Here is a 26,501-nt window from a genome sequence, read left to right as displayed (position 1 = left end):
GATTGACAGTGAAAATCAGTGAACAGTGGCTGCGCGAGTGGGTCAGCCCCGATCTCGCCACCGAAGCGCTGGCGCACCAGCTCACCATGGCCGGCCTGGAGGTCGACGCGATAGAGCCCGTCGCGGGCGATTTCAGTGGTGTTGTCGTGGCGGAAATCCTCAGTGCGGAACCGCATCCCGATGCCGACAAACTGCGGGTCTGCGAAGTCGACACCGGCGAGGAGCGGGTGCAGATCGTCTGTGGCGCGCCCAACGCGCGGGCGGGTCTCAAGGCACCCCTGGCGCGGGTCGGCGCCGTGTTGCCCGGCAATTTCAAGATCAAGAAGGCCAAGCTGCGCGGGGTGGAGTCCCGGGGCATGCTGTGTGCCGAGGCCGAGCTGGGTATTTCCGACGCCAGTGCCGGCCTGATGGAGCTGCCCACCGACGCGCCGGTGGGCACGGACCTGCGCGACTATCTGCAGCTGGACGACCGCGTCATCGAAATCGGCCTGACACCGAACCGCGCGGACTGCCTGGGCATTGCCGGTATCGCCCGCGAAGTCGGACTGCTCAACGGCCTGCCGGTGCCGGGGGTGTCGCAGACCCCGGTGGCCGCAGGTGTCGATGACAGTTTCCCGGTCGCGGTCGAGGACAGCCTGCGCTGCCCGCGCTACGTCGGGCGGGTGATCCGCAACATCGATGTCAGCCGTCCCAGCCCCCTCTGGATGCAGGAAAAGCTGCGTCGCTGCGGCCTGCGCAGTATTGATGCCGTGGTTGACGTGACTAATTACGTTCTGCTCGAGCTGGGACAGCCGATGCACGCCTTTGACCTGCAGCGCCTGCAGGGCGGCATCGTGGTGCGTACCGCGCGCAGTGGCGAGAGCCTGGCCTTGCTCGACGGCCAGACCGTGGAGTTGCGCGAGGATTCGCTGGTGATTGCCGACCAGAATGGCCCGGTGGCCCTGGCGGGCATCATGGGGGGCGAGCCCACGGCGGTGAACGGCGAGACCCGGGACCTGTTCCTGGAATCGGCGTTCTTCGCGCCGGATTTGCTCGCCGGGCAGGCGCGCAGCTACGGTCTGCACACTGACTCCTCCCATCGCTTCGAGCGCGGTGTGGACTTCTCGCTGCAGGTGGCGGCCATGGAGCGCGCCACCCAGTTGCTATTGGAGATTGTGGGCGGTGAGGCTGGACCGGTCGCCGAGGTCGTGCACGTCGCCAGTCTGCCGGTGCGCGAGGCCGTGGCGCTGCGACGTGCCCGCATACCCCGCTTGCTGGGCTTCAGCCTCGAGGACGCCGAAGTCGAACGCATCCTCACCGGCCTTGGCCTGGGGGTGTCAGCGACCGAAGAGGGTTGGTCCTGCTCGGTGCCCAGCTGGCGCTTTGACCTCGCCATTGAGGCGGATCTGCTGGAAGAGCTGGCCAGGGTTTACGGCTATAACCGGCTGCCAGTAAGCCGCATCCGCGCCGAGCTGGTCATGCCTTCGCGGCCGGAGTCACGGCTGCCCCTGCGCGACCTGCGCCGTCAGCTGGCGGCTCGGGGCTACCGCGAGGCGATTACCTACAGCTTTATCGAACCGGGACTGCAGCAGCAGTTTGCGCCCGGTCTCGAAGCCCTGCCGCTCAGCAACCCGATTTCCGCCGACATGGCCGTCATGCGCAGCAGTCTGATGCCGGGCCTGGTCAGTGCGGTGCGGCGCAATCAGCACCGGCAGCGTCCGCGGGTCCGCTTGTTTGAAACCGGCCTGCGCTTCCTCCCGCCAGCGGAGGGTGACCCGGTTGCCGGGCTTGAGCAGCGTCCGTCCCTGGGGCTGGTCATCAGCGGCGAGCGGCTGCCGGAGTCCTGGGCGGCCGCGGGCGAGCCGGTCGACTTCTATGACCTCAAGGGCGACCTGGAAAGCCTGATTGGGCCCGGTGTCGGCGCCGATCTACAGTTTCGCGCGGGCCAGCACCCCGCGCTGCACCCGGGGCAGACCGCCGAGGTATTGCTGGGAGGGCTTGTGGTCGGCGTCATGGGCGCACTGCACCCCGCGCTGCATGCCGAGCTGGATCTTCAGGGCCCGGTGTTTCTCGCCGAGCTGGATCTGGAACCGGTGAGCCAGCGTCAGCTACCGCGCAGCCAGCCGCTGTCGCGCTTTCCGGAAGTGCGCAGGGACATCGCCGTGCTGGTGGATCGCGAGGTGGCTGCCGCCGCGCTCTCCGACAGCATCCGGGAGGCCGCTGGCGAGGTGCTCAGCGACCTCACGTTGTTTGATGTCTATGCCGGGAAAGGTATTGATCCACAAAGAAAAAGTCTGGCTTTCGGTTTGACTTTCCGGGACCATTCGCGCACTCTTAGCGATGATGTCGTGAACGGAGTCATCGAACAGGTCATGGACTCCCTCGAAAAGAACTATAAGGCCGAGCTCAGAAACTAGACAGCGGAACCGCGATGGCAGCACTCACCAAATCCGAAATGGCGGAGCGCCTGTTTGAAGAGCTGGGGCTCAACAAACGGGAAGCCAAGGAGCTTGTCGAGCTGTTTTTCGAGGAAATCCGGTCCAGCCTGGAGAGCAACGAGCAGGTCAAGTTGTCCGGTTTCGGCAACTTTGACCTGCGCGACAAGAGCCAGCGCCCCGGTCGCAATCCCAAGACCGGCGAGGAAATTCCCATTTCTGCACGGCGGGTGGTCACCTTCCGGCCAGGACAAAAGCTGAAAGCGCGGGTGGAAGCCTATGCTGGAACCGACTCACAATAACGAGCTGCCGGCGATACCCGGCAAGCGCTATTTCACCATCGGTGAAGTCAGTGAGCTGTGTGCGGTCAAGCCGCATGTGCTGCGCTACTGGGAGCAGGAGTTCCCGCAGCTGAAACCGGTCAAGCGCCGCGGCAATCGCCGCTACTATCAGCGCGAGGACGTTCTCACCATTCGTGCGATTCGCAGTCTGCTGTACGAGCAGGGTTATACCATCGGTGGCGCTCGCCAGCGCATGGCCAGTGAAGGCAGTGCGGCGGCGGTCGACGTCAAGGCGGTGATCGAGGAAACCATCCGCGAACTGGAAGACGTACTTAAAGTCCTCAGTCCGGGCAAATAGGGTTGTCTTGGCGCGGTGTTTGAGTATAATGCCGGCCTCGCAATCGCGATCTTCGGGGCGTAGCGCAGCCTGGTAGCGCACCACACTGGGGGTGTGGTGGTCGCAGGTTCAAATCCTGCCGTCCCGACCAAAATACCCTACAAAAAAGCCGCCTGAGGTGAATCCCGGGCGGCTTTTTTGTTGGCTGAATTCGCAGCAACCGCGTTCACAGGCCTGTCGCCTTGCCGAAGTCTCAGGCTGATTTTCACGATAGGCGAAGACGCTACATGGGTGAGGCAACGGCGGGCAGTCGACAATCCGCGTCAGTTCGTGGTGGAGAAAAACGCCGGGACGGAAAGTGCCCGCCAGTCTCGCAGGCGGGTAGAGTGCGCTGACTCAGGCCTCCGCCACCGCTTCCGGGTAGCAACCCAAAAACCGCTCAAAATCCGCTTCTGGCATGGCCTTGCCGATCATCCAGCCCTGGATCTCGCAGCGGCCCATGGCGCGCAGGGCCGAGAGCTGCTCGCGGGTTTCTACCCCTTCGGCAACAACACCGAGACCGAGGGCCTGGGCCATCTGGAAGATGGCAGCGGCGACGGCCGCCTGCTCTCGGTCGGTGTCCAGTTGGCTGGTGAAGCCACGGTCGATCTTGATGCAATTGACCGGCAGCCGGACCAGGTAGGCCAGCGCGGAGTAGCCGGTGCCGAAGTCATCCAGGGCAATGCGGATGCCCATGGCCTCGATGTCGCGCAACCAGGTGGCTGCAGCATCCAGGTCGTCGATCAGCAGGCTTTCAGTAATTTCAAAGCACAACTGCTCCGGGCGCACGGGAAATTCCTGCAGCAGGGTACGCACGCTGTCGACGAAGTTGGGCTGGCGAGCTTGCAGGCCGGAGATGTTGATGGCCAGGTAAAAGTCTTCGGGTACTCGATCTTGCCAGGCCTGCAGATGTGCCAGGGCTTCCCGCATTACCCAGGCGCCGATGGGCAGGATCAGCCCGGTTTGCTCGGCCAGTGGAATGAACTGGTCGGGGAAGCGCATCCCTTCGGGGCGCGGCCAGCGAATCAGGCATTCAGCCCCCACCACGCGTTGCAGATCGTCGTCCACAATGGGCTGGTAGTGCAGCTCGAAGCCATGGGTGTCGATGGCTTCGTGGAGTTCGCGCTCAAGCTGCAGCCGGCCCAGGATGCGCTGATTGAGGCTGTCGGTGAAAAAGGAGTAGCGGTTCTTGCCAGCAGCCTTGGCGCTGTGCAGGGCCGTGTGTGCATGCTGGACCAGGAGTTCGAGGTTGTCGCCGTCATCGGGGTAGAGGGAAATGCCGATGGAGGCGGTCACCCGCGGGCTGCCGGGCACGGAATCACAGGGTTGGGAAATCGCCTGCAGCGCACGCTCGGCAGCCCGGGCGGGGTCCACGGGGTCAGTCAGGTCACCCAGTACCAGGATAAACTCGTCCCCGGCGAAGCGCGCCAGCTGCAGCCCGCTGTTCTGTACCGTGAGCGATTCATCCCGAGCCACAATGTCGAAGCCCCGCACCACGTCGGCCAGGCGCTGGGACATCTCCTGCAGGATGCGGTCACCCGCGGCCGGCCCCAGGCTGTTGTTGATCTGACTGATATCGTCGATATCCAGCAGACAGATGGCGCAGCGGCTGCCCTTGCGTTCGGCGAGGGACAGGAGCCGGGAGGCCTGTTCGTGGAGATGTCGCCGGTTGGGCAGCCCGGTCAGGTCATCGTAGAAAGACAGCCGGTGCAGTTCGTTTTCGATGCGGCGCTTCTCGGTGGCATCCTGCAGAATGGCAATGAACACACTGGGCTCGTCGTCATCGGCGTAGAGCAGTGTGCCCTCGGTGGGGTAGCTGGAGCCGTCGCTGCGCAACATCTGCAAATGGAAATGGTCCTGCTTCGCCCCTTTTACCAGGGCGAGGTTGCGGCTGAGGTTGGCCGCCGAGCCATTGAACAGCAGCGAGGAGAACTCCCGCTCGAGTAGCTCTGAGCGGCTGTAGCCGAGATTGAGCACCGCGCTGACATTGGCATCCAGCAGGCGCAGACTCTGGGCGTCGAAGATCAGTACCTCGTTGGGCGACTGGTTGATCACCCGGGCAAAGCGATTGGCCGCGCGTTCGGCGTGCAGGGCCCGCGCCGCGCGCATGGCATATTGCACGCGGTGCATCAGGCCAGGCCAGTGAACCGGCTTGCTGACAAAGTCCCAGGCGCCAATACGGTAGGCTTCCTCCTCGGAGGCGGGATCGTCGAGTGACGTGAGGATGATGACCGGGACACCCCGCAGGTGCGGCGTCTGGCGAATCCGCCGACATACCTCGTAACCGTCCGGCCCGGGCATCAAGACATCCAGCAGAATGACGTCGGGGGTATTTTGTCGCAGCAGGTTGAGAGCCAGGTTACCGTCTGCCGCAGTGAGGACTTCGTAGCCCTCGGCACCGAAAAACTCCCGGGTGAGCAGCAGGGTGCCCGCATCGTCATCAACCGCCAGTAGTACCGGTTTGCGGGTATTGTGATCCTGAGCAACCAGGCCTGTGGAGCTGAATGGGGACACGATTTCGGCTCTCGCTGTGACAATGACCCGTAGAAGATGGCGGGGCTAGGGCAGAGAGTACTGCGGATCGCGGGAAATGTGAATCTTGACGAAGCCTTCCTGGCGGAACTTGTGCGGGGGCGATGGTATGCTGGGCCGGTCTGAAGCGTCCGTGGGAGAGGCGTAATGGCCTGGTTAATGTTGGCGGCGGGCTTGTTGATGCTGGTGCTGGGGGCGGACCTGCTGGTTCGCGGAGCAGCCAGGCTGGCGGGCAACTTTGGCGTGCCCGCTCTGGTGATCGGCCTGACGGTGGTGGCGTTTGGTACCAGCGCCCCGGAGCTTGCGGTCAGCGTGCGCTCTGCCTGGGCCGGCCAGACCGAAATGGCGATCGCCAATGTGGTCGGCAGCAACATCTTCAACACCCTGTTCATCCTCGGGCTGGCGGCGCTTATCTCGCCGCTGCTGGTCTCCCGGCAGCTGGTTCGTCAGGATGTGCCGATCATGGTCGGCGTGTCCCTCCTGGCCTTTCTGCTGGTCTTGAACGGCAACCTGGCGCGCTGGGAAGCGGCGCTGCTTTTTCTGGTCTTGCTGGGCTATACCCTGTTTCTTTTCCTCCAGGGGCGCAAGGAATCAGGCAGTGAGCCCGACGAGGACGTCGTTGCCCTGCTGGGGACACAGCGCCCGCTGTGGTGGAATCTCGCCCTGGTGCTGGGGGGGCTCGTTCTGCTGGTGATCGGCGCGCGCTGGCTGGTGGATGGCGCGGTGCAGATCGCGGGGGCCCTGGGGGTCAGTGAGGCGGTGATCGGGCTGACCATCGTGGCAGCCGGCACCTCGATGCCTGAGGTGATGACTTCGGTAATGGCCACGATTCGCGGGGAGCGCGATATCGCCATCGGCAACGTGGTGGGCAGTAATGTGTTCAACTTGCTGTGTGTGCTTGGCCTCTCCGGGCTGGTCTCGCCGGAGCCATTACTGGCCGGTGCGCAGATGCTTTCGGTCGATTTTCCGGTGATGCTGGCGGTGGCGGCCCTGTGTTTGCCGCTCTTCTTTGTCGGTGGGACCCTGAACCGCTTCGAGGGCGGGCTTTTCCTGGTGCTCTACGCTGTCTATGTATGGTACCTGATTGCCGCCCAGCTCAATCTCGCTTATCTGGCCCGGCTGGAGAGCGGTATTCTGCTGGGTCTGGTGCCGGCGACCCTGGTCTACGTTGGGCTGTGCCTGGTGGGTGACCTGCTGATGCGCCGGCGCGAGGGCGATATCGGCAGCTGATACGCCGGCGATCGATTTTGGCGGGCCTACCATCCCGGGTGCTGTGTGGGGCCTGTCGTCAGGCCCCGCCAGGGCGCGGCACTCAGGCCGCGGCCACAACCTCCTCGGTGGGCTCCAGGTCCTCCAGCGGGCCGAAGAACTCGAAGTGGATGCGCTCGCGCGTCACGCCCAGCTCAAGCAGGCTGCGGTAGGCCAGTTGCATGAAGGGGCGCGGCCCCAGCAGGTACACCTCGAAGTTGTCGCCCTCGGGCAAGAGGTGGGCGAGCCGTGCCCGGTCGAAGAAACCGTTGGCGATTCCGCGGTCCTGGGGCAGGGGGGCGCTGTAACAGTAGTGCACCCGCAAACCCGGGTACTGCCCATGATACGCCTCGATGTCCGCCCGGAAGGCGTGTGTCCGGCTGTTGAGGCTGCCGTGCAGGAAATGCACCTCTCTGCTCTGCTCCAGGGCGACCGGTAGCATGCTCATCAGCGGCGTAAGGCCGACACCCCCGCTAAGCATGACGATGGGCTTTCCGTTGTCACGCAGGGTGAAGTGGCCGCAAGGCGGTGTCAGGCGCAGGCTGTCGCCCTCTCGCAACTGGTCGTGCAGATAATTGGACACCAGGCCACCGGGCTCGCGCTTGATGCTCACACGCAGGAAAGGCTCACCGGGCCGGCTCGAGAGTGAATAGTTGCGACGCACGGTCTGCCCGTCGATACTCAGAATCAGCGTGGTGTACTGGCCAGGCGTGAACTCCGGCAGCGCGCCGCCGTCTGCCGGTACCAGGTGAAAAGAGGTGATTACCTCGCTTTCCCTGACCTTTTTTACCAGGCGGAACTCGCGCTCGCCGCGCCAGCCGCCTTTTTTGTGGGCATTTTCGCGGTAGACCGTTTCCTCCGCTTCGATCAGCAGATCGGCCAGTTGTTGGTAGGCCTCTCCCCAGGCCGCCAGTACTTCATCGCTGGCGGCCTCTCCGAGCACTTCGCGCACTGCGGCGAGCAGGCACTCGCCGACTATCGGGTAGTGCTGCGGCTGGATATTCAGTGAGGCGTGCTTGTGGACGATCAGGGCGACGGCGTCGCCCAGCGCTTCAAGCCGATCCAGGTTGCTCGCATAGGCGACTACGGCGTTGGCCAGGGCGCGACGTTGGCTGCCCTGGGCCTGGTGGGCCTGGTTGAAATAGGCGCGCACCTCGGGGTAGCGCTCGAACATCAGCGGATAGAACACTTCGGTAATCCGGTCGATGTTCTCCGCCACGGCAGGCAGGGTGGCGTCGATGATGCTGCGGGATGACTCTGAAAGCATGTGGACTCTCCTCGTTGTTTGGCATCAGTGTCTTTGCAGGAGCCGTGCCAGCTTTTTTTTGCATAAAACAGGCAAATAAAATACCTGTATTGTTATAATGACCACCGCATGCGTTGTGAGGTCGACAACAGGTTGTGATTATGACGTTGGAACAAGTGGGGCGAGTCGCCGCGGAAACCCGGTTGATTGGCGAAAGTGTTGCCATGCAGACCCTGCGCCAGGACCTGGCGCTGGTTGCCGACTCCGAATTGACCGTCCTGGTGGCGGGGGAAACCGGTACCGGCAAGGAACTGGTCGCACAGTCAGTGCATGAGCAGTCCTGTCGTGCAAGCGCCCCCTTCGTGCGGGTGAATTGCGCCGCCCTGTCGGAAGGCGTGTTGGAAAGTGAGCTGTTTGGTCACGAGCGCGGTGCCTTCACGGGGGCCAGCCAGCGCCGGGAAGGGCTGTTTCAACGGGCCCATGGTGGCACCCTGTTTCTGGACGAGGTGGGGGAGCTGACGCTCTCGGCGCAACCAAAATTGCTGCGTGCCCTGCAGTGTGGTGAAGTGCAGCGGGTGGGCAGTGACGCGGTGCACACGGTGAACGTGCGGGTGATCGCCGCGACCAACCGTGACCTCGAGCAGGAGGTTGCGGCCGGGCGGTTTCGCGAGGATCTCTACCACCGCCTGAGTGTCTATCCGCTGGTCGTGCCTCCACTCCGGGCCCGGGATGGGGACGTTATCCGCCTGGCGGAGCACTTCCTCCGCCGGCAGCGCTGTCGCTGTGGTGTGCGGGATCTGCGACTTGCGGACTGTGCCCGCCGGGCCCTGGAAGCTGCCTCCTGGCCGGGCAATGTGCGCGAGCTCGAGCATGTGATTGCGCGGGGTGTACTGCGAGCGAGTTTGCGTTGCCAGCGACGGGACGGTCTGGAAATCCTGGCGGGGGACTTGTTTGTGGCACCACCGTGTCGCGTCGATGGCCCGGATGACGGAGGTGCTGAGCTGTCATTTGCCGGCCTCAGTCTCCGCGAGGCGACGGACTCTTTCCAGGCTGGCCTGATTCGACAGACCCTGCGTCGCCACAAGGGGGTGCGCGCGGCCGCGGCCCGCGAGCTGGGCGTTGATCGCGGCAACTTCACCCGCCTGCTACAGCGGCTGCAGATATCGTGAGGCAGGGCATGCGACGCGCGGTAGGTCGTGCCCGGCATCTGCTGCGCGATGGCCTGGGTGTCGCCGCCGACACCACCACCCACGCTGAAAAGCTGGTTTCCGGCCTGGGTGCCGTGCTGGGCATCCTGGCGGTTTTCTATGCGACGCAGTGGTACCTTGGCGACGAAGCGCTGGCCTGGGTGCTGGCCTCCATGGGCGCAACAGCGGTGCTGTTGTTTGCGGTGCCCCATGGCGCGCTGTCACAGCCCTGGGCGGTAGTGCCCGGTCACCTGCTGTCGGCGGCGATCGGCGTTACGTGTGCCCACTGGCTGCCCGCCGGCTGGTTGGCAGCGGCGCTGGCAGTGGGGCTGTCGGTGACTGTTATGCACTACGCGCGCTGCATGCATCCGCCGGGCGGCGCCACGGCGCTCGCCGCGGTGATTGGTGGCCCCGATATCCAGTCACTGGGCTTCGGTTTTCTGTTCGCCCCGGTGCTGCTGAATGTGCTGACCATCCTCAGCGTGGCAGTGTTGTTCAACGCCCTGTTTCCCTGGCGCCGCTATCCGGCGGTGCTGGCACGCCGTCATCAGCCGCTACCGGTGGAGGAACACACCGAGCTGCCCGCGCTGGAGGAGGGCGATTTGCAGGCGGCGCTTGAGCAGATCAACTCCCTCATCGACGTGACGCCCGAGGACCTGGCTGAACTGCTGGAGCTGGCCATCGAGAATGCGCTGGAGCGGCAGGGCAAGCAGTCGCCGGTCGCAAATTCGTGGGTACGCCTGGGGATGGCTTCGGTAAGGCCGGAGGAGCCCGCCGATCGCGCTGCCTGATACCGGTCACTCGATTCCGTGACCATTTGCTGTCGCGCTGACTGTATCCCCCGGCCGCTTTGGCATACCATGAACTGCGCCGGCTCTGCCGGCCCACCCCGGATTAACCCAGCCAATGCCAAGGTCCCGATGAGCCAGAGTTCCACGCGTTCCTACGTTCTGTCTTTCCAGTGCCCCGACCAGCTCGGCGTGGTGGCCCGCTATTCCAGCCTGTTCCTGGAGGCCGGCGCCTTCATCACCGAGATTTCCAATTACAGTGACCCGGTCAGCAATACCTTCCACCTGCGCTGCGTGTTTGATGACCGCGCCATGAACATGGACTTTGAGGCCTTTGCCGCGCGCTTTGCCACACTGGCGGCCGACATGCAGATGCGCTACCAGTTGCGGCCAGTGGATCAGCGGCCGCGCCTGCTGCTGGCGGTCTCCCGCTACGACCACTGCCTGAATGCCCTGCTGAACAAGTGGCACTCCGGGGCGCTGCCGGCGGAGGTGGTGGGGGTAGTCAGCAACCACGAGGACTGCCGGGCCCTGACCGAGTGGTATCATCTGCCCTATTACCACCTCCCCGTGACGCCAGAGACCAAGCGCGACCAGGAGCAGCGGATGTTGGCGGTGATGGAGGAGCTCCAGGCCGATACCTTGATCCTCGCCCGCTACATGCAGATACTGTCCGACGAACTCTGCGGGCAGCTGCAGGGCCGGGCGATCAATATTCACCACTCCTTCCTTCCCGGCTTCAAGGGTGCGCGCCCCTACCACCAGGCCTACGAGCGCGGGGTCAAGGTGATTGGCGCCACGGCACACTATGTCACGTCCGATCTCGATGAGGGGCCGATCATCGCCCAGGAGGTGCGCGCCATTGATCACCAGGTGTCGGTGGAGCAGATGATCCACCTGGGCCACGACATCGAGGCCACGGCGCTGTCCCATGCAGTGCGGCTGCACTGCGAGGAGCGGGTCCAGCTCAACGGTCAGCGCACGATCATTCTCTAGCGCCCCGCTTCCGGGGCGGGCGGCGTTTCATCCGTTTGGAGGGAGACAGCTGCCCCCGGCCCTCGGCACACTGTTCCCGATCAGATCCTTATAATTACCGGGAGACAGTATGGTCCGCTACGAGAACTCCGCCCCCGAACCGATCACCGAGAGCCGGGATACCATCGCAGGTTACCTGCACGAACTGAATACCGCCGCCCTGATCATGTCCATCGTGCACATGACCGGGAGCACGCGCCTGCTGCAGGAGCTGCCGACTCCACGCACCATCGATGTGGTGGCCGCCAACGCCGAGCCCGGCGAGGAGGTCCTGGAAGGTGGCTTTACCCGTGCCCAGGTGGACCGGGTTCACGAGGAAGCCCTGAAGGCGATCGAGGACTACCGGGAGCGCGGCTTTACCCTGCCGGAACTGGACAGCGCCCAGCTGGATACGCTCTACCGCTACATGTGCGGCAGGGATGTGGACGACGAGTACCTGGAGTTTATTCGCGAAGAGATTGCCCTGGACGGCGTGGACCGCCGCGGTCTGTCCTTCAGCGACCCGGAGTTGCGCCAGCGCGCCGCCGAGTTCCCGGTGGTGGTGATCGGCGCCGGCATGGGCGGCGTGCTGGCCGGCATCCGCCTGGGCGAGGCGGGCATTCCCTACACTGTGATCGAGAAGAACCCCGGGGTGGGTGGCACCTGGTACGAGAACCGCTACCCGGGCTGCCGGGTGGACGTGCCCGGGCACAGCTACAGCTATTCCTTTGCACCCAACCACGACTGGAGCAGCCACTTCCCATTGGCCGACGAGATTCGCGCCTACTACGAGCACTGTGCGGAGCACTACGGGGTGATGCCCCACATCCGCTTTCGCACCGAGGTGGTCGCGGCGGTCTTTGACGAAGAGCGCCAGCTCTGGCAAGTGGAGATCCAGGATGCCGAGGGCAAGCGCGAGACCCTGACCGCCGCGGCCGTGATCAGTGCCGTGGGCCAGCTCAACCGGCCGAAATTCCCGGACATCCCCGGTCTGGACGGCTTCCAGGGCGAGGTGGTGCATTCCGGTGCCTGGCCGAAGGGCCTGAGTCTCGACGGCCAGCGGGTGGCGGTTATCGGCTCCGGCGCCAGTGCCTTCCAGATCATCCCGGAAATGGCCAAGACCAGCTCGAAGCTGACCGTATTCCAGCGCTCTCCGGCCTGGATGTTCCCCAACCCCGGCTACCACACGCCGGTGGGAGAGGGGCAGAAGTGGGCCCTGCGCAAGTTGCCTTTCTACTCCAAGTGGTACCGCTTCTGGCTGTTCTATACCTCGGTGGAGGGGGTCTACGACAAGACCCTGATGGACCCGAGCTGGCAGCGCAGTGACTCGGTCAGTGCCGCCAACGACGAGATGCGCCAGGCCCTGACCGCCTGGATCGAGAGCCAGGTGCAGGACCCGGCGCTGCTGAAGAAGGTGCTGCCGACCTATCCGCCCTTCGGCAAGCGCATTCTGCAGGACAACGGCACCTACCTGGAGGCCCTGCAGAAAGACAACGTGGAACTGGTAACGGAAGGCATCGTGTCGATCGAACCGAATGCTGTGCGGACGGCTGACGGACGCCTGCACGAAGTCGATGCCATTGTCTGTGCCACCGGTTTCCACGCCGACCGCTTCCTGTTCCCGATGAAGATTGTCGGCCGGGGGGGTGTGGAACTCAGTGACCAGTGGGGCGAGACCAACGGCCGCGCCTACCTGGGCATTACCGTCCCCAATTTCCCCAACCTGTTCTGCATCTACGGCCCCAACACCAACCTGGTGGTGGCGGGCAGCATTGCCCACAACTGCGAATCCCAGGTGACCTACATACTGCGCTGCATCGAGCTGTTGCTGCGCGAGGGACAGCATACCGTGGAGTGCCGGCAGGAAATTCACGACGCCTACAACGAGCGGGTTGACGCGGTGAATGCCGGCACCGCCTGGGGTGCCCCGCAGGTCGAGAACTGGTACAAGAACGATGCCGGACGGGTCACCGCGAACCTGCCGTTCCGCATTATTGACTACTGGAAGATGACGCATCGCCTGCACCCGGAGGATTACGTCATTCGTTGACGTTTATTCATACCAACGGGTTTGCGCGGCGCCAGCCGGCGTGGTTATGCTCCTTCGACTGACTTGACCAGACGCGGGAGACCTGCATGCACATCGGCTTTAGCTTCATGAACACCCCCCTGGACCCCGACCCCCGGGAGCTGGCAACGGCGCTCGAGGATCGGGGCTTCGAGTCCCTGTGGACCGGGGAGCACAGCCATATCCCGCGTTGCCGCACCTCGCCCTATCCGGCGGGGGGCGAGCTGCCCGAGCCCTACAAGCAGATGGGCGACCCCTATGTGACCCTGATGGCGGCGGCCGCCGTCACCACGAGGTTGAAGCTCGGGACCGGGATTGCACTGCTGATGGAGCGTGAGCTGTTTTCCCAGGCCAAGACGATCGCCTCCCTGGACCGTCTCAGCGGCGGACGCCTGATGATTGGCACAGGGGTAGGCTGGAACGAGGAGGAATTTACCAACACCACCCACCAGCCCTGGAAAAAGCGCTACGGCGTGATGCGTGAGACGGTGGCGGCCAGCCGCGCCCTGTGGCGCGACGAGGCGCCGGAGTACCATGGCGAGTACATCAATTTTGACCCGGTCTGGTTTGCCCCCAAGCCGGCCCAGGTCGAGGGTCCGCCGGTGATCTTCGGTGCCATGGGGCCCCTGGGTGTCAGGCACGCCGCCGAGTGGGCGGATGGCTGGATGCCGGTGGATGTGGCCATGGGCGATGTCGCCGAGGGTATCCGTGGTTTCCGCGAGCAGGTGGCGGGCAACGGGCGCGACCCGGACCGGGTGCCGATTACCCTGCAGACGCTGATGACCCCGGACCTCGATACGCTCAAGCGTTACCGTGACCTGGGTGTGGAGCGTATCGTGGTCGGCGTTGCCCTCGACATGTGGGACCAGCCGGAGAAGATCATGCCGATGGTTGACGAATTCGGCGAGCTTATCCAGAAGCTGGGCTGAAGATCTTGCCGGGGTTCAGGATCCCCGCGGGATCCAGGGCCCCCTTCAGGCTGCGCATCACGGTGATTTCCGCGTCCGAGCGGCTGACCGGCAGCCAGGGCTTTTTCTCCAGGCCGATGCCGTGCTCGGCGGAAACCGAACCCTGGAAAGCTGCCAGCGGTCGGTAGACCGCGGCTTCCACCAGCGGCCGTGCGGTGTTGAAGTCGGCGTTCGCGACCTGCACTGCGACGTGCAGGTTGCCGTCCCCCAGGTGGCCGAAGATCCAAAGGTGGTGTGAAGCGAGCACGCTGTCCAGTTCTGTAGCGAGGCCGCGGGTGTAGGCTTCCATCTCATCGATCGGCAGGGACACGTCAAAAATCATGGTTGCCCCGCCGTTCAGGGTCTGGGCGACGTCATCGCGCAGTGACCAGAAATCGCGACAGTCGGCTTCGGAATGTGCCACGGCGGCGTCGCTGATCAAGCCCGCCGCTAGCGCGTCTTCCAGCGCCGTCTGAAAGCGCTCGCGGTCGTGCTCCGGGTCCGCGCCCTGGCTTTCCAGCAGCACATAGAACGGATAGTCCCCGGAAAGCGGCGGACGGCCGCGTGCCGGTGGCGTGGTCACCAGCCGATAGAAATCCCGCCACATGACCTCGAAGGCCGAGAGGCTGCCGCCCAGGGCCTGGTCCATGTGCCGCAGCAGGCGTTTCACCGCGGCAAAGTCGGCCACACCGACCAGGGCCATGGCGTGGCTGCGCGGCTGCTCCCAGAGGCGCAGGCAGAGGCGGGTGATGACGCCCAGTGTTCCCTCGGACCCGATGAACAGCTGTTTCAAATCGTAGCCGGTATTGTTCTTGATCAGGGGGCTGAGGCTGGACAGGACGGTGCCGTCGGCAAGCACCACCTCCAGGCCCAGCACCATGTTGCGCAGCATGCCGTAGCGAATCACCCGGTTGCCGCCCGCATTGGTGGCGGCGCAGCCCCCGAGCGTGGCGGTGCCGCGGGCTCCGAGGTCCAGGGGAAATTGCAGGCCGTGGGCCTCCACCGCTTCCTGCAGGGCCTGCACGGTCACGCCGGCCTGTACGGTGGCCGCGCGCTGGGCGGGCGCAATCGACTCTATCTGTCGCAGTCTTTCCAGCGACAGGATCACCTGCTCCGGAGACGCGTCGGCGCCGTGTACCAGCCCGGTCAGGCCGCCCTGGGGCACCACGCTGACGCCATGTTGCCGGCACCAGGCCAGTACGTCGCTGACTTCCTGTGTACTGCCGGGGCGCACCAGGGCCGCGGCCTGCAGGGTGTCCGTGCGCCAGATGCCGGCCGGTCGCGTGGACAGTTCGTCGGGACCGAGCAGGTGGTCGCGGCCCACCAGCGCCGCCAGCTCCTGGCGCAACTGATCGCCACCGATGCTCACGGCGAGGGCGCCGCTTCGGCATAGTCGAGGGCAAAGCCCACCAGGGCCCTGACGCCGGTCAGCAGGGCACTCTCGTCGACCGTGAAGTAGGGCGAGTGGTTGGAGGGGCGTTCTGCCCGTGGCACGGTCGGGTCGCCCACACCGAGCATGATAAACAGACCGGGGATGTGCTCCTGGTAGTAGGCGAAGTCTTCCGCCGCGGTAATCAGGTTCCCCTCGGCCAGCTTGCCCCGGGACGCCCATTCCAGGGTGGGGCGCATGCGCTGGAGCAGGGCCGGGTCGTTGCCGGTGATCGGTGCGGCCTGGGTGATGCTGACCTCGGCTGTGGCATTGTTGGCTGCGGCAATGCCTTCGACGGTGGCCACGAGCCGCTGGTGCAGGCGCTCCCGTTCGCCGGCATCAAAGGTGCGGATGGTGCCCAGCAATCGCGCCTGGTCCGGGATGATATTGCCGCGCACCCCGCCCTGGAAACTGCCCACGGTAATTACCGCGGGCCCGCGGGTAATGTCCAGGTGACGCCCCGGGATACCCTGCAGGGCGGTCACAATCTGTGCAGCGGCGTAGACCGGGTCCACACCGAGCCAGGGCGATGAACCGTGGGTCTGCCTGCCCGTGACCGTGATATCCAGAGTGTCGGCGGCGGCCATGAAGCTGCCACTGCGATAGACCAGGCTGCCACTGTCCTCGGGCCAGACATGCAGGCCGAGGATGGCTTCGGGGGCGTCAGGGCCGGTGAGCAAGCCCTCCTCGACCATCATCGGTGCCCCGCCATCCTCGCCCGGCGGTGGGCCCTCTTCGGCGGGCTGGAACACGAACTTGACGGTGCCGGCGAGCTGCTTGCGGTGTTGGGCCAGCACCTCGGCAGCGCCCATCAGCATGGCGACATGGGCATCGTGGCCGCAGGCGTGCATGACCGGGACCTCGCGCCCCATGTACTCGCCCCGGGCCTCGGAGGCAAAGGGCAGTCCGGTCATTTCCTTGACCGGCAGAGCGTCCATGTCCGCGCGCAGGGCAATCACCGGGCCGGGCTTCGCGCCGCGCAGGGTGCCGACGACGCCGGTGTGAGCGATGCCGGTTTCCACCTTGTCGAAGTCGAGTCGACGCAGGTGTTCCGCCACCAGGGCCGCGGTACGCTCCTCGCGGTTGGACAGCTCGGGATGGCGATGGATATCCCTCCGCCAGTCAATGACCTGTTGCTCGATTTCGCCGATGCTGCGCTCAATACGCTGGTCGGGTGTCGCTACTGCCAGGGCCGGGAACAGCGCCAGCAGTGCCAGGATCATTTTCATGGTGTGTCTCCAGGCGTTTTCCCGGAGTGTAGCTCGCCTGTGGCGCGGGATACAGGCGCAGGACGCCACGAGACTGAGCGGCCCGCGAATCCCGTGGCCGCTCAGTCGCATTCGGAGAGCGGTACGCGCACTCTGCGTTCACTGCCGTCGGCGAAGCGCTCCACGCGATGGCAACCGATAATCTCGTAGCGACGGTCGCGGTACTCGCGTTCCCGGTAGTCGTGACGCTCATCGCAGCGGACCCCGTCGTGGCTGTGACTCAGGCTGTAGGTGATCGCCGATCCGATCAGCGCCGCGCCCAGGTAAGCGGAGTAGTCGGGGCGCTCGTAGCGATGGATGTGGATGTTCGGCCGATCGGGTTTCCAGCTGCGGTAGCGGTAGCCCGGATGGCGGCCGTGCTTCCAGTGTTTTTCCCAGTGTTTGTCGCGGTGCTTGCCCCAGTGCCGGTCGCCGCGATCGGCCATGGCCGGAGCGGCCGCCAGCGATACCAGCAGTGCCAACAGGCTGCCACCAACAATACCCCGCTTTCTCATTGACGCTTTCATCACGGCATCTCCCGTCAGTTGTCACGGGGGCAGATTACGCCGTCGCGCCTGAACGGCGTCTGAACGGCTGCGTAGTGCCTTTGCACGATGTTCAGGTGCCGTTCAGGCAGCGCGGTTTAGTCTCGGGGTGTCTCAGTCGACAGAGGGCAGCTCTTATGGACAGATTCAGGCTTGCAGGGGCGCTGGTAGCGATCCTTCTGGTTCCGGCGGCCAATGCGGATCGCAGCTCCCTGGTCGTGGATGCACCGGTGGTGAGTGTGCAGCCGATCGTGCGCACCGTCTCCGAGCGCATTCCCCACGAAGTGTGTCGGCGGGAGCGGGTGCGCGTGGTCGAGCGCGGCCGGGTGGGCTCGGCTACGCCGGGGCTTGTCGGTGCGGTGGTCGGCGGTACAGTGGCAGGCGTGCTGGGGCGAAACAGCCGCCATCAGCCGGTGATTGCCGGTGCCGGTGCGCTTCTGGGGGCTTCCATCGGCCATGACCGGGCACAGCGGCGGGCCAGCCAGAGTTATTATGTCAACGAGGACGTCTGCGAGGTCGAGTACGAGCGCCGAGAACGCGAGGAGGTTACCGGCTATCGCGTCAGCTACCGTTACAACGGTACTATCCTGCATACCCGCAGTGATCATTACCCGGGAGACACCATCCCCGTGCGCGTCGAGGTGAGTCCCCTGCGGTAATGGCGACAGGCATGACCCGGAGATCGCAATGCGACGACGTACACTGGTGGCGGCCCTGTTGCTGCTCCCCCTGGGCCACGCGCTGCTGGCGTCGCCCGCCACGGCACAGCGGCCCGCCGACGACGGACGCGGCAAGCCCGCGGAAAATCGCGCGCGCAGCGCGAAAAAGTTGTCTGCCCGTGAGGCCGCCGCCCGCGCCCGCGCCCGCCACGGCGGTGAAGTGCTCAACGTCACGCGCGGGGGCCAGGGCTATCGTGTCCGTCTCCTGATGGACAATGGCCGGGTCATCACCGTCAGCATAGAGGACTAAGCATGCGCATGTTGCTGGTTGAGGACGACGCGCGCCTGCGTGCAGCGGTGGCCGCGTATTTTCGCCAGCAGGCCTGGGTGGTGGACGAGGTGGCGGACGGGCGCGAGGCCGACTACGTCGCCCGGGAGTTCGCCTGTGACGTGGCGCTGGTTGATCTCGGCCTGCCGGATGTTTCGGGTATCGAGCTCATCCGCAACTGGCGCGCCGGGGGGCTCGACCTGCCGGTGTTGATCCTGACCGCGCGCTCGGACTGGCAGGACAAGGTGCGGGGTCTGGAGGCGGGAGCGGATGACTATGTCACCAAACCCTTCCATCTGGCGGAAGTCGACGCCCGGGTCGGTGCCCTGCTGCGCCGCGCCGCGGGCCATAGCTCCCCGGTGGTGGATTACGGCGCCTTCTGCATCGACTTCAGTGGCCGGCGGGTACTGCGCGAGGGTCGCGAGCTGGAGCTGACCACCTACGAATTCAATACCCTGTCCTATCTCGTCCACCGGGCGGGCTGTGTGGTCTCCCGTGGAGAGTTGACCGAGCACCTCTACGAGCAGGATCACGACCGCGACAGCAATGTGATCGAAGTCTTTGTCGGGCGCCTGCGGCGCAAGCTGGACCCAGACCAGGCCTGGCGGCCGATCCAGACCGTGCGGGGAGCGGGCTACCGTTTTGCCCTCGAACCCCGCCGCGGGAAGGCGGGCTCATGAGCTCCCTGGCAGCGCGCCTCCTGCTTGCAAGCGCGCTGGTTTTGCCGCTTTTCCTGGGGGCCACCGGCTGGTACCTGGCGGTCGCCCACCGCGCCGGCCTGGAAGCCGCCCTGGCCGAGCGTCTGCAACTACAAGTGCGCGCTTTGCTGGCGGAGGTGGAAGTGAGTGCCAGGCATCTCGAGGTGCCTGGCAATCTGCTCGAGCCCCGCCTGGAGCATCCCGGCAGTGGTCTCTATGCTCTGGTCCTGGAAGGCGAGACGGTGCTCTGGTCATCGGCCTCAAGTGCGGCGCTGCCGCTGGAGACGCTGACTGGCGATCTGGCGCCGATGCGCGCGGGGTATCCCAGCCTGTCGGTCCGGGACGGCCTGCAGCGCCTGAGCTACCCCGTGCTCTGGGAGGTGGACGAGACGACCGTGCGCCCCCTGCGCTTTGTGGTACTCGAAACCCTCGCGCCGCTGGAGGCGGAAGCGGCGGCCTATCGGCGAGGGCTACTGTTCTGGCTCGGGGGTTCGGTGCTGATCCTGCTGCTGTGCCAGGCCGGTATCCTGGCCTGGGGGCTGCGGCCACTGCACCGCTTGGCGGCACAGTTGCAGCGCATTGAACAGGGTGAGCAGACGGGGCTGCAGGGGCCCTGGCCGAGGGAGGTGCAGCGAGTGACCCGGGCATTGACCTCCCTGCTGTACTCGGAGCAACAGCGCCGTGAACAGGTGCGCAACACGCTTGGCAACCTCGCCCACAGCCTGAAGACGCCCCTGGCGGTCATTCTGAGCTCGGACAGCCGGGAAAGTGCGTATCCCGCCAGGGTGCGTGAACAGGCGGAGCAGATGCGGGATATCATCGACTGGCAGTTGCAGCGCGCCCAGGGGGGGCATCACCGCTGGTTACAGTGGGTGGCAGTCAAACCGTTGCTGGAGCGACTGGTGGCATCGCTGCGCAAGGTTTACGCCGACCGGGAGCTGGACATCGCTGTGGATCTTGCCCCCGGGCTGCGTTTCCAGGGGGACGAACGCGATGTGCTGGAAGTGCTCGGTAATCTCCTCGACAATGCCTGTAAGCACGCGCGCCGGCATATCCAGGTGAGTGGCGGCGATGAGGGGGCCGGGGGAAACTGGTTGCAGATCGATGACGATGGGCCAGGTATACCGACGGCCCTGCGCGAGGCCTTGCTTGAGCGCGGGGCGAGGGCGGATCGTCGCGCGGACGGCCAGGGCCTTGGCCTGGCTGTCGCCGCGGATATCGTGGCCAGCTACGACGGCGGGCTGTCCCTGGAAGACAGCGCCCTGGGTGGTCTCCGGGTGCGCGTCGACTGGGGGCGCGATGCTGGCGCGTGAATAGGAGGTGCCTGTGAAAGCGATGCGTTTGCACACCCTGATGGATCTGGGCAAGGCCGGGGCCGAGGAGGGGCCCCTGCGCCTTGAGGAGGTGGCGTGTCCGCAGCCAGGGCCCGGTGAAGTACTGCTGCAGGTCCAGGCCTGTGGTGTCTGCCATACGGAACTGGACGAGATCGAGGGGCGCACACCGCCGCCCCGGCTGCCGGTGATACCGGGCCACGAAGTGATCGGCCGCGTGGTCTCTCTGGGACCGGGCTGCAGCCGTCACCAGCCCGGCGACCGGGTCGGTGTCGGCTGGATTCACTGCGGCTGTGGCGGTGAGCAGGAGAATATCCAGCCCGGGTTTCTGGCCACCGGTCGCGATGTCGATGGCGGCTATGCAGAGTACATGACGGTGCCGGAGGGCTATGCGGTGCCGGTTCCCGCTACCCTGAGCGCGCTCGAAGCAGCCCCCTTGCTGTGTGCCGGGGCGGTTGGCTATCGCGCCCTCCGGCTCACCGGCCTGCGCAATGGCGAGACGCTTGGACTGACAGGCTTTGGGGGCTCTGCGCACCTGGTGCTGGCGATGGCCAGGCACCTCTACCCGGATTCGCCCATCCAGGTCTATGCCCGCGGCGAAGGCAGTCGTCAGTTCGCCCGCGAGCAGGGAGCCGACTGGGTCGGTGAAACCACCGCAGTCCCGCCCGAGCCGCCGGCGGCAATCATCGATACCACGCCCGCCTGGCTGCCCGTGTTGTCGGCGCTGGAAGTACTGCGTCCGGGCGGTCGCCTGGTGATCAATGCGATCCGCAAGGAAGATACCGACCATCGGGAGCTGGGTCGCCTCAGTTACCACAGGCACCTGTGGCTGGAGAAGGAAATCAAGAGCGTTGCCAATGTCACCGTGGCGGATATCGCCGGAATGCTGGAGCTGGCGGGAACTATTGCCCTCAAGCCGGTGACTGAGAGTTACCGCCTGGAAGAGGCCAATCGTGCACTTCGAGAGCTGCGCAGCGGTGGTGTGCGTGGCGCCAAGGTGCTTGTTATTTCGGAAGAGGAGTCATTCCCGTGAAAAAGTATCCTGCCCACCGACCCCTGACGGGCCTTTACCTGCTGCTGATGCTGCTGCTTTCCCCGCTGGTTCTTGCCGGTGATCCCCCGGTTCGCCAGCTGCATGTGACGGGCGAGGGCGAGGCCTTTCTCGCCCCCGACATGGCGGTCATGCAACTTACTGTCACTCGCGAAGCTGAAACGGCTCGCGAGGCCCTGGATGCCAACTCCGGGGCCATGCAGCAGGTGCTTGATGCCATGCGCGAAGCCGGGGTGGAGTCGCGGGACCTGCGCACCCGCCAGTTCTCCATTCAACCGCGCTATCGTCATCCTCCCCGGCAGAAGGATGGCACCCAGGAGCCACCCTCCATTGTCGGCTACCAGGTGTCCAACAGCCTGGAGGTGCGGGTCCGGGAGATTGACGCCGTGGGCGCCATTCTCGACCGCGCAGTGAGCCTGGGGGTCAACCAGGATGGCCAGATCGAGTGGACCAATGCCGACCCGCGGGAGGCGGTGGAAGCGGCACGCAGAGCGGCCGTCAAGGACGCCCTGGCGCGGGCGCACACGCTGGCGGATGCAGCGGGCGTGGGCCTGGGCGACATCCTCGAGATCAGCGAGCAGCGCGGCTCGCCTGCACCGGCTCAGGCGATGTTCCGGCGCGAGGCGATGATGGCCTCCGCGGATGCGGTGCCCGTAGCGACCGGCGAAAACGCCTATCGGGTCACGGTTTCCCTGCGCATTGCCCTGGCAGGCGGGTAAAAAAACGCAGATAGCCTGGAATAAAACCCTTCGGCCGTCCGTCATGAAGGTGAAAGTGGAGTGAAACACTTGGGCGGGCGGCAATTGCCGTGACAGGTGGAAGCGGCGTCATGAACCGTTTTTCACTGGCAGTGCCAAACGCATCCATTTTCGTTGAAACGCGGCATGTTTCGGGCGAACACTGAAGTGCTAACCCGCTGAGAGTGCAAGTCGGAAATACTGTCGCGGTTCGATGCCTCTACATCAGGGGCGGGGACGCTAGCCCCCCGCCCCTGAATTTCCCGACATCCTTCCTGAATGAATGCCCTGCGACCGGCGCCGCCGGGCGCTTACTGCCACTGATTGGCAATCAGCTCAGCTTCTTGAGAAGCGCCAAGTGCGATATCTGCCGCGTGGGCATCGATCCATGCCGCGACGTCACGATGGTCGTGGGCACTGGCGGGACGATAGGCGTTCGACTCGTCGCTGGGTTCCCAGGCCACGCTGAAGGTGGTTTGCCACTGATGGGCTCCCGCTTCGCGACAGGCAATGCCGTGGGTGTGCGCATCACCAGCGTCCAGCAGATACTCCCGGCACCACTGGCCATTCTGGTGGGGAAAGCTGAGCATGGGCCGTATGCGCTGGCCATCCTCGAGTTCATGCCAGCCGGTGGCGCGGGAGGGCAGTGTTTCCAGTGCGAGAGAGAGCAGCGCTTCGCTGTCGCTGCCGGCCTGCCAGCGGGGCAGGGCGAGAAGACCGACAGCCGCCAGCAGTGAGGCGGCTACCGCCAGCCGGTGCAGGGGCCGGCCCTGCCAGTACCCGCCTCGACGGGTAGGCAGGGAGACGACGTTATTGCCCTTCTCAAGCAGGGCGCGCACGTGGGCGGGGACCGCCTCGCCGGCGCCCTGGAATGGCGCGCGCAGCTGCGCTTGCTGCTCGCGCAGGGCCGCCAGGGTGGCTGCCAGCGCCGGCTCCGCGGCCAGTCGCGCCTCGAGCTGCTGCCGCTGCACGCCGTGCAGCTCGCCATCCACATAGGCGGACAGCTGCTGGAAATCATCTGTTGAAATGGTTTCTGTCATCTCTCTACTGCCCTCTGGAGACTGCGGTTGTCCAGCAGGTGTCGGCGCGCTCTGGCGATCCGGCTCATGATGGTACCGACCGGCACCTCCAGGATTTCGGCCGCTTCCGCGTAACTCTTGCCTTCCACTGCCACCAGTGTGAGCGCCAGACGCTGCTCGTCCGGCAGCCTGTCCAGCGCCCGGGAAATCGCCTCAAGTGCGCGTTCTCCCACGGCGCTGTCTTCCGCTGACGGGGCCTCGGCTTCCTCATCGCCCGCCGCCTGCTGCGGGTAGCGCTGCCTGACCTCCCGGGAGCGCAGTTCATCGATCCAGGCATTCTTGCAGACCCGGTACGCCCATTTTCTGGCGTCCGCATCCGCGGGCATGCCCTTGTCCAGAACCCGCTCCACCGTAACCTGCAACAAATCGTCCGCGTCCGCGGCCGCCCCTGTCAGTGACAGGCAGAATCGGCGCAGAGGGGCCAGCTCGTCCAGCAGGTCCGCTCGCTGTTGCTCACTCAGCGATGGCATAATGTCCTTTGTCAGGGGTAGAGACGTGCAAGCCCCGAATTCTATTCCATCTGCCGGAATTATTCGCGCTATGATTCGTCCTCTAGGAAAGCCTGTTGCAACACCCGGGGGAGCACACATGGCAGATAACATCAGTCATCATGCCGGCGGTAGCCGCTGGCTCTGCGCCGCAGCGGCCGGCTTCTGCTGTGCCTGGCTTCTGCTTGCCCCCGTCCCCGCGCCAGCGCAGGTGCCCTGCTGCATGGACGAGTCCGAGCTGGAAGAAGCGCTCGAAGACGAGGTGACCGAAGAGGTCGAGGACGCGGTCGAGGGCGATGTCGAGGAACGGGTCGACGAGAACATTGAAGATACCATCGAAGATAACATCCAGGAGACCATCGATGACAAGGTGGAGGCGACGGTAGAGGAATCCGTGGCCGGTGCGGTCGAGGAGTCGGTGGAGGCGGAAGTCAGCGAATCGGTCGAGGAAACGGTCGCCGAGTCCGTGGAGGACTCCGTCGAAGAATCGGTAGAGGAGTCGGTCGCCGGTTCCGTTGAAGAGTCGGTCGAGGCCTCGGTCGAAGAGTCCGTTGCCGGGGCTGTCGAGGAGTCCGTCGAGGACAATGTGGCCCAGTCGGTCGAGGCGTCGGTGACCGACTCCGTGGAGGAAGCCACCGAGGAAACGGTTGCGAGGGCGGTCGAGGAGTCCGTGGGGCAGAGCGTCGAGTCCTCGGTGGAGGGCTCCGTGGCCTCGATGGTCGAGGAGCGGCTGGAAACGGAAATCGACAGCATCGTGGATCAGCTGGAGAGCAAGCTGGAAATTGACGAGAGCCGCATCAATACCGAGCAGTGGCTGGTCATGGCGGAGCCTGAGGTATTTTCGGAACTGGCGGAGCAGGGCTACCTGTTTGAGCGCGTGACCGACCTGCCCGGGATGGGGCTGTTGCTGGCGGAAGTGGCCGCTCCTTCCAGTTTCGATATATCCGAGGTGCGCCAGGGCGTTGTGGATGTCGTGGGCACCGGGCGTGCCGAGGTGGACATGAACCACCTGTATACCGCCAGTGCGCCGGTCGAGCACAGCAACCCGGGGCGTGCGCCGGGCGAGCTGATGGCGATGCCGGCGGATACACCGGGCCTGGGCTTGCGTCTGGGCATGATCGACAGCCAGGTGGATACCCGGCACCCGTCGCTGAGCCATGCCCGCATCAGCAGCAAGGCTTTTGTCACTGAGGGGGCAAGGGTGCCCAACAAGCACGGCACCGCCATCGCTTCCATCCTGGCTGGCCGAGACAGCGGATTTCAGGGGCTGGCGCCGGATGCCGAGCTGTATGCGGCGGCGGTATTCGAGGAGGACCGGGAACGCGGTGAAATCGCCAGCACGGTCAGCCTGGTTCGGGCGCTGGACTGGCTCATGTCCTCCAGCGTCGACGTGGTCAACATTTCCCTCGCGGGGCCGCCGAACCGTCTGCTTGAACGGGCCCTGGAGCGGGCGGCCCAGCGGGGCGTACTGATTCTTGCGGCGGCGGGTAACGGGGGGCCGGTGGCTGCGCCCATGTACCCTGCCGCCTACCCCTCGGTGATGGCCATCACCGCGGTGGACCCCGAACACCGGGTGTTCCGGCTGGCCAACCGCGGAGACTACCTGGATATCGCGGCGCCCGGTGTGGGCCTGGTGCATGCCGATGCCGAGGGTGGCGGTTATGCCACCTCCTCGGGCACCTCCTTCGCCGTGCCCTTCGCTGCAACGGCTGCGGCGCGGCTGCGGCACGTGGTGCCCAGTGGCGATATACGCGAGTTGCTGATTCGCTCGGCGGAGGACCTCGGGCCGCCGGGCTACGATGAGATCTATGGCTATGGGCTGTTGCGAGTGGAGGGCTAGGAGAACCTACCAGCGCCAGAGGTAGCGGGCGCCGGCGATTCCCTGTCGATAGTCGGTAGCGGCGAAATTTGATTCGTAGTCGCCGTAACTCGCGTAAAGCTGCACGCTGCCCCGCTTCCCCGTGGGGATCTCCACGTCCACTTGCCAGCGCTGGCGCTTGTCATCCCGCGGTCCGTCGAGCCCCGGCGTCAGGCCGTCGTATTCGCGGTCCTCGTAGCGGAAGGACAACTCGGATTTCAACTGCAGACTGCCAATGTCAATCCGTCGGATATAGCGCAACTTGGCCGCGTGGGCGCGGTAGTCCAGGCGCTCCAGGGTGGCGTCTTCCTGCTTGTAGCGATAGCCGGCATTGAAGTAGCTGCGCAAACCGCGCTGGAAAAAATACAGGTCCAGTTCCAGGCCGTGCGTGTCGGCGTTGCGTTCGGCACTGTTGTCGATGCGCTTGTCCGCATAGACCCAGGCGCCCCTGGCATACCAGCGTCGACTGATGAACCCGGTGACCGAAGGCGAAACGCGGTAGAGCTCGAGGAAACCCTCGCCGTCTAGCAGGGAATTGACGTAGTAGAAGGAGAGCCCGGTGTCGACGGACTCCATCTTGTAGCCCAGGTTGCCGCCGAGGATGTGGGTTTGCCGGTCGAGCCGGTTGAACTCCTCGTAAGCGGTCTGGTTGAGGTCGTAGCTGAGACCGAAATCGATCGCCTTGCTGACCTGCTTCTTCACGCCGACCTTGGCGCCCAGCACCAGGGCGTGGTCGTCCTGCTTGCTGTTGGCCTCCAGTTCATCAATGGTGACGTTGCTGTCATACTCGACACCCACGGACAACTGCGCCGAATAGCGCGCTGGGGGCAAGGGCTTGTCAGAGGCCTCGGCGTGTGCGTGCAGGGCGCCTAGACTGGCCCCCAGGGCTGCCAGCCAGGGCAGAGCGGACCGGCGCAGCTGCATTGCGGGAATCCGTTTTCATTTTCACA

24 protein-coding genes and 1 tRNA gene are annotated in these 26,501 nt (G+C 65.1%); 17 read left to right on the top strand and 8 right to left on the bottom strand.

What is annotated here, in order from left to right:
• Positions 1 to 8: 8 nt before the first annotated feature.
• From pheT to ACYVGS_RS14725, 4 genes are all read left to right on the top strand, one after another.
• Positions 9 to 2,396, top strand: a complete 2,388-nt coding sequence (gene pheT, locus ACYVGS_RS14740) for a phenylalanine--tRNA ligase subunit beta (protein WP_460589434.1) — start codon at positions 9 to 11, stop codon at positions 2,394 to 2,396.
• A gap of 14 nt (positions 2,397 to 2,410) precedes the next feature.
• Positions 2,411 to 2,716, top strand: coding sequence for an integration host factor subunit alpha (gene ihfA / locus ACYVGS_RS14735; protein ID WP_460589433.1), 306 nt, complete (start codon positions 2,411 to 2,413; stop codon positions 2,714 to 2,716).
• Positions 2,694 to 3,053, top strand: a complete 360-nt coding sequence (locus ACYVGS_RS14730) for a MerR family transcriptional regulator (protein ID WP_460589432.1) — start codon at positions 2,694 to 2,696, stop codon at positions 3,051 to 3,053. The genes ihfA and ACYVGS_RS14730 overlap by 23 nt, the downstream gene beginning before the upstream one ends.
• 53 nt (positions 3,054 to 3,106) lie before the next feature.
• Positions 3,107 to 3,183 (top strand) — tRNA-Pro (locus tag ACYVGS_RS14725).
• A gap of 245 nt (positions 3,184 to 3,428) precedes the next feature.
• On the opposite strand, the gene ACYVGS_RS14720 is transcribed toward ACYVGS_RS14725, so the two are convergent.
• On the bottom strand, positions 3,429 to 5,585 hold the full coding sequence (locus ACYVGS_RS14720; protein ID WP_460589431.1) for a putative bifunctional diguanylate cyclase/phosphodiesterase: 2,157 nt from the start codon (positions 5,583 to 5,585) through the stop codon (positions 3,429 to 3,431).
• A gap of 165 nt (positions 5,586 to 5,750) precedes the next feature.
• On the opposite strand from ACYVGS_RS14720, the gene ACYVGS_RS14715 reads away from it, so the two are divergent.
• Positions 5,751 to 6,833 (top strand): sodium:calcium antiporter, encoded by a 1,083-nt coding sequence (locus ACYVGS_RS14715; protein ID WP_460589430.1) that lies wholly within the window; start codon positions 5,751 to 5,753, stop codon positions 6,831 to 6,833.
• 82 nt (positions 6,834 to 6,915) lie between these two features.
• On the opposite strand, the gene hmpA is transcribed toward ACYVGS_RS14715, so the two are convergent.
• Complete coding sequence (hmpA, locus tag ACYVGS_RS14710) at positions 6,916 to 8,118, bottom strand: NO-inducible flavohemoprotein (protein ID WP_460589429.1); 1,203 nt, start codon at positions 8,116 to 8,118, stop codon at positions 6,916 to 6,918.
• Positions 8,119 to 8,258: 140 nt separating this feature from the next.
• On the opposite strand from hmpA, the gene ACYVGS_RS14705 reads away from it, so the two are divergent.
• From ACYVGS_RS14705 to ACYVGS_RS14685, 5 genes are all read left to right on the top strand, one after another.
• The gene (locus ACYVGS_RS14705) at positions 8,259 to 9,266 is read left to right on the top strand and encodes a sigma 54-interacting transcriptional regulator (RefSeq protein WP_460589428.1); all 1,008 of its coding nucleotides are present in this window, start codon (positions 8,259 to 8,261) and stop codon (positions 9,264 to 9,266) included.
• Positions 9,267 to 9,274: 8 nt separating this feature from the next.
• Positions 9,275 to 10,075 (top strand): HPP family protein, encoded by an 801-nt coding sequence (locus ACYVGS_RS14700; RefSeq protein WP_460589427.1) that lies wholly within the window; start codon positions 9,275 to 9,277, stop codon positions 10,073 to 10,075.
• Between the two features lie 129 nt (positions 10,076 to 10,204).
• On the top strand, positions 10,205 to 11,068 hold the full coding sequence (gene purU / locus ACYVGS_RS14695; protein WP_460589426.1) for a formyltetrahydrofolate deformylase: 864 nt from the start codon (positions 10,205 to 10,207) through the stop codon (positions 11,066 to 11,068).
• A gap of 109 nt (positions 11,069 to 11,177) precedes the next feature.
• Positions 11,178 to 13,136: a flavin-containing monooxygenase gene (locus tag ACYVGS_RS14690; RefSeq protein WP_460589425.1), complete on the top strand. Its 1,959-nt coding sequence runs from the start codon at positions 11,178 to 11,180 to the stop codon at positions 13,134 to 13,136.
• 86 nt (positions 13,137 to 13,222) lie between these two features.
• Positions 13,223 to 14,083 carry an LLM class F420-dependent oxidoreductase gene (locus ACYVGS_RS14685; RefSeq protein ID WP_460589424.1) on the top strand — a complete coding sequence of 287 codons (861 nt, stop codon included), beginning with the start codon at positions 13,223 to 13,225 and terminating at the stop codon, positions 14,081 to 14,083.
• Here ACYVGS_RS14685 and ACYVGS_RS14680 read toward each other — a convergent pair.
• The 3 genes from ACYVGS_RS14680 to ACYVGS_RS14670 form a co-directional block, all read right to left on the bottom strand.
• Positions 14,064 to 15,470, bottom strand: coding sequence for an FAD-binding oxidoreductase (locus ACYVGS_RS14680; RefSeq protein WP_460589423.1), 1,407 nt, complete (start codon positions 15,468 to 15,470; stop codon positions 14,064 to 14,066). The two genes, ACYVGS_RS14685 and ACYVGS_RS14680, sit on opposite strands and share 20 nt — an antisense overlap.
• Positions 15,467 to 16,759 (bottom strand): zinc-binding metallopeptidase family protein, encoded by a 1,293-nt coding sequence (locus tag ACYVGS_RS14675; protein WP_460589422.1) that lies wholly within the window; start codon positions 16,757 to 16,759, stop codon positions 15,467 to 15,469. The genes ACYVGS_RS14680 and ACYVGS_RS14675 overlap by 4 nt, the downstream gene beginning before the upstream one ends.
• Before the next feature lie 101 nt (positions 16,760 to 16,860).
• Positions 16,861 to 17,304, bottom strand: coding sequence for a hypothetical protein (locus tag ACYVGS_RS14670; RefSeq protein ID WP_460589421.1), 444 nt, complete (start codon positions 17,302 to 17,304; stop codon positions 16,861 to 16,863).
• A gap of 155 nt (positions 17,305 to 17,459) precedes the next feature.
• Here ACYVGS_RS14670 and ACYVGS_RS14665 point away from each other — a divergent pair, with 155 nt between their 5' ends.
• The 6 genes from ACYVGS_RS14665 to ACYVGS_RS14640 are packed head-to-tail and all read left to right on the top strand — an operon-like array spanning position 17,460 to position 22,108.
• Complete coding sequence (locus tag ACYVGS_RS14665; protein ID WP_460589420.1) at positions 17,460 to 17,981, top strand: glycine zipper 2TM domain-containing protein; 522 nt, start codon at positions 17,460 to 17,462, stop codon at positions 17,979 to 17,981.
• A 28-nt stretch (positions 17,982 to 18,009) separates the two neighbouring features.
• Complete coding sequence (locus ACYVGS_RS14660; RefSeq protein WP_460589419.1) at positions 18,010 to 18,291, top strand: hypothetical protein; 282 nt, start codon at positions 18,010 to 18,012, stop codon at positions 18,289 to 18,291.
• A gap of 2 nt (positions 18,292 to 18,293) precedes the next feature.
• Positions 18,294 to 18,989 carry a response regulator gene (locus tag ACYVGS_RS14655; protein ID WP_460589418.1) on the top strand — a complete coding sequence of 232 codons (696 nt, stop codon included), beginning with the start codon at positions 18,294 to 18,296 and terminating at the stop codon, positions 18,987 to 18,989.
• Complete coding sequence (locus tag ACYVGS_RS14650; protein WP_460589417.1) at positions 18,986 to 20,320, top strand: sensor histidine kinase; 1,335 nt, start codon at positions 18,986 to 18,988, stop codon at positions 20,318 to 20,320. The genes ACYVGS_RS14655 and ACYVGS_RS14650 overlap by 4 nt, the downstream gene beginning before the upstream one ends.
• Before the next feature lie 22 nt (positions 20,321 to 20,342).
• Complete coding sequence (locus tag ACYVGS_RS14645; protein WP_460589452.1) at positions 20,343 to 21,371, top strand: alcohol dehydrogenase catalytic domain-containing protein; 1,029 nt, start codon at positions 20,343 to 20,345, stop codon at positions 21,369 to 21,371.
• Positions 21,368 to 22,108: an SIMPL domain-containing protein gene (locus ACYVGS_RS14640; protein WP_460589416.1), complete on the top strand. Its 741-nt coding sequence runs from the start codon at positions 21,368 to 21,370 to the stop codon at positions 22,106 to 22,108. Before ACYVGS_RS14645 ends, ACYVGS_RS14640 begins: the two co-directional genes overlap by 4 nt.
• A gap of 329 nt (positions 22,109 to 22,437) precedes the next feature.
• Here the strand turns inward: ACYVGS_RS14640 and ACYVGS_RS14635 are convergent, their stop codons facing one another.
• Together ACYVGS_RS14635 and ACYVGS_RS14630 are read right to left on the bottom strand one after the other, a co-directional pair.
• Positions 22,438 to 23,166, bottom strand: a complete 729-nt coding sequence (locus tag ACYVGS_RS14635) for a hypothetical protein (protein WP_460589415.1) — start codon at positions 23,164 to 23,166, stop codon at positions 22,438 to 22,440.
• Positions 23,163 to 23,675, bottom strand: a complete 513-nt coding sequence (locus tag ACYVGS_RS14630; protein WP_460589414.1) for an RNA polymerase sigma factor — start codon at positions 23,673 to 23,675, stop codon at positions 23,163 to 23,165. The genes ACYVGS_RS14635 and ACYVGS_RS14630 overlap by 4 nt, the downstream gene beginning before the upstream one ends.
• A 118-nt stretch (positions 23,676 to 23,793) precedes the next feature.
• Here ACYVGS_RS14630 and ACYVGS_RS14625 point away from each other — a divergent pair, with 118 nt between their 5' ends.
• Positions 23,794 to 25,533 (top strand): S8 family serine peptidase, encoded by a 1,740-nt coding sequence (locus ACYVGS_RS14625; protein ID WP_460589413.1) that lies wholly within the window; start codon positions 23,794 to 23,796, stop codon positions 25,531 to 25,533.
• A gap of 6 nt (positions 25,534 to 25,539) precedes the next feature.
• Here ACYVGS_RS14625 and ACYVGS_RS14620 read toward each other — a convergent pair whose 3' ends face one another.
• Complete coding sequence (locus tag ACYVGS_RS14620; protein ID WP_460589412.1) at positions 25,540 to 26,475, bottom strand: surface lipoprotein assembly modifier; 936 nt, start codon at positions 26,473 to 26,475, stop codon at positions 25,540 to 25,542.
• Positions 26,476 to 26,501: the final 26 nt, after the last annotated feature.

The organism is Haliea atlantica (assembly GCF_054779855.1).
The sequence above is the reverse complement of the archived record's forward strand: the minus strand, read 5'-3'. Positions and strand labels throughout refer to the sequence as shown.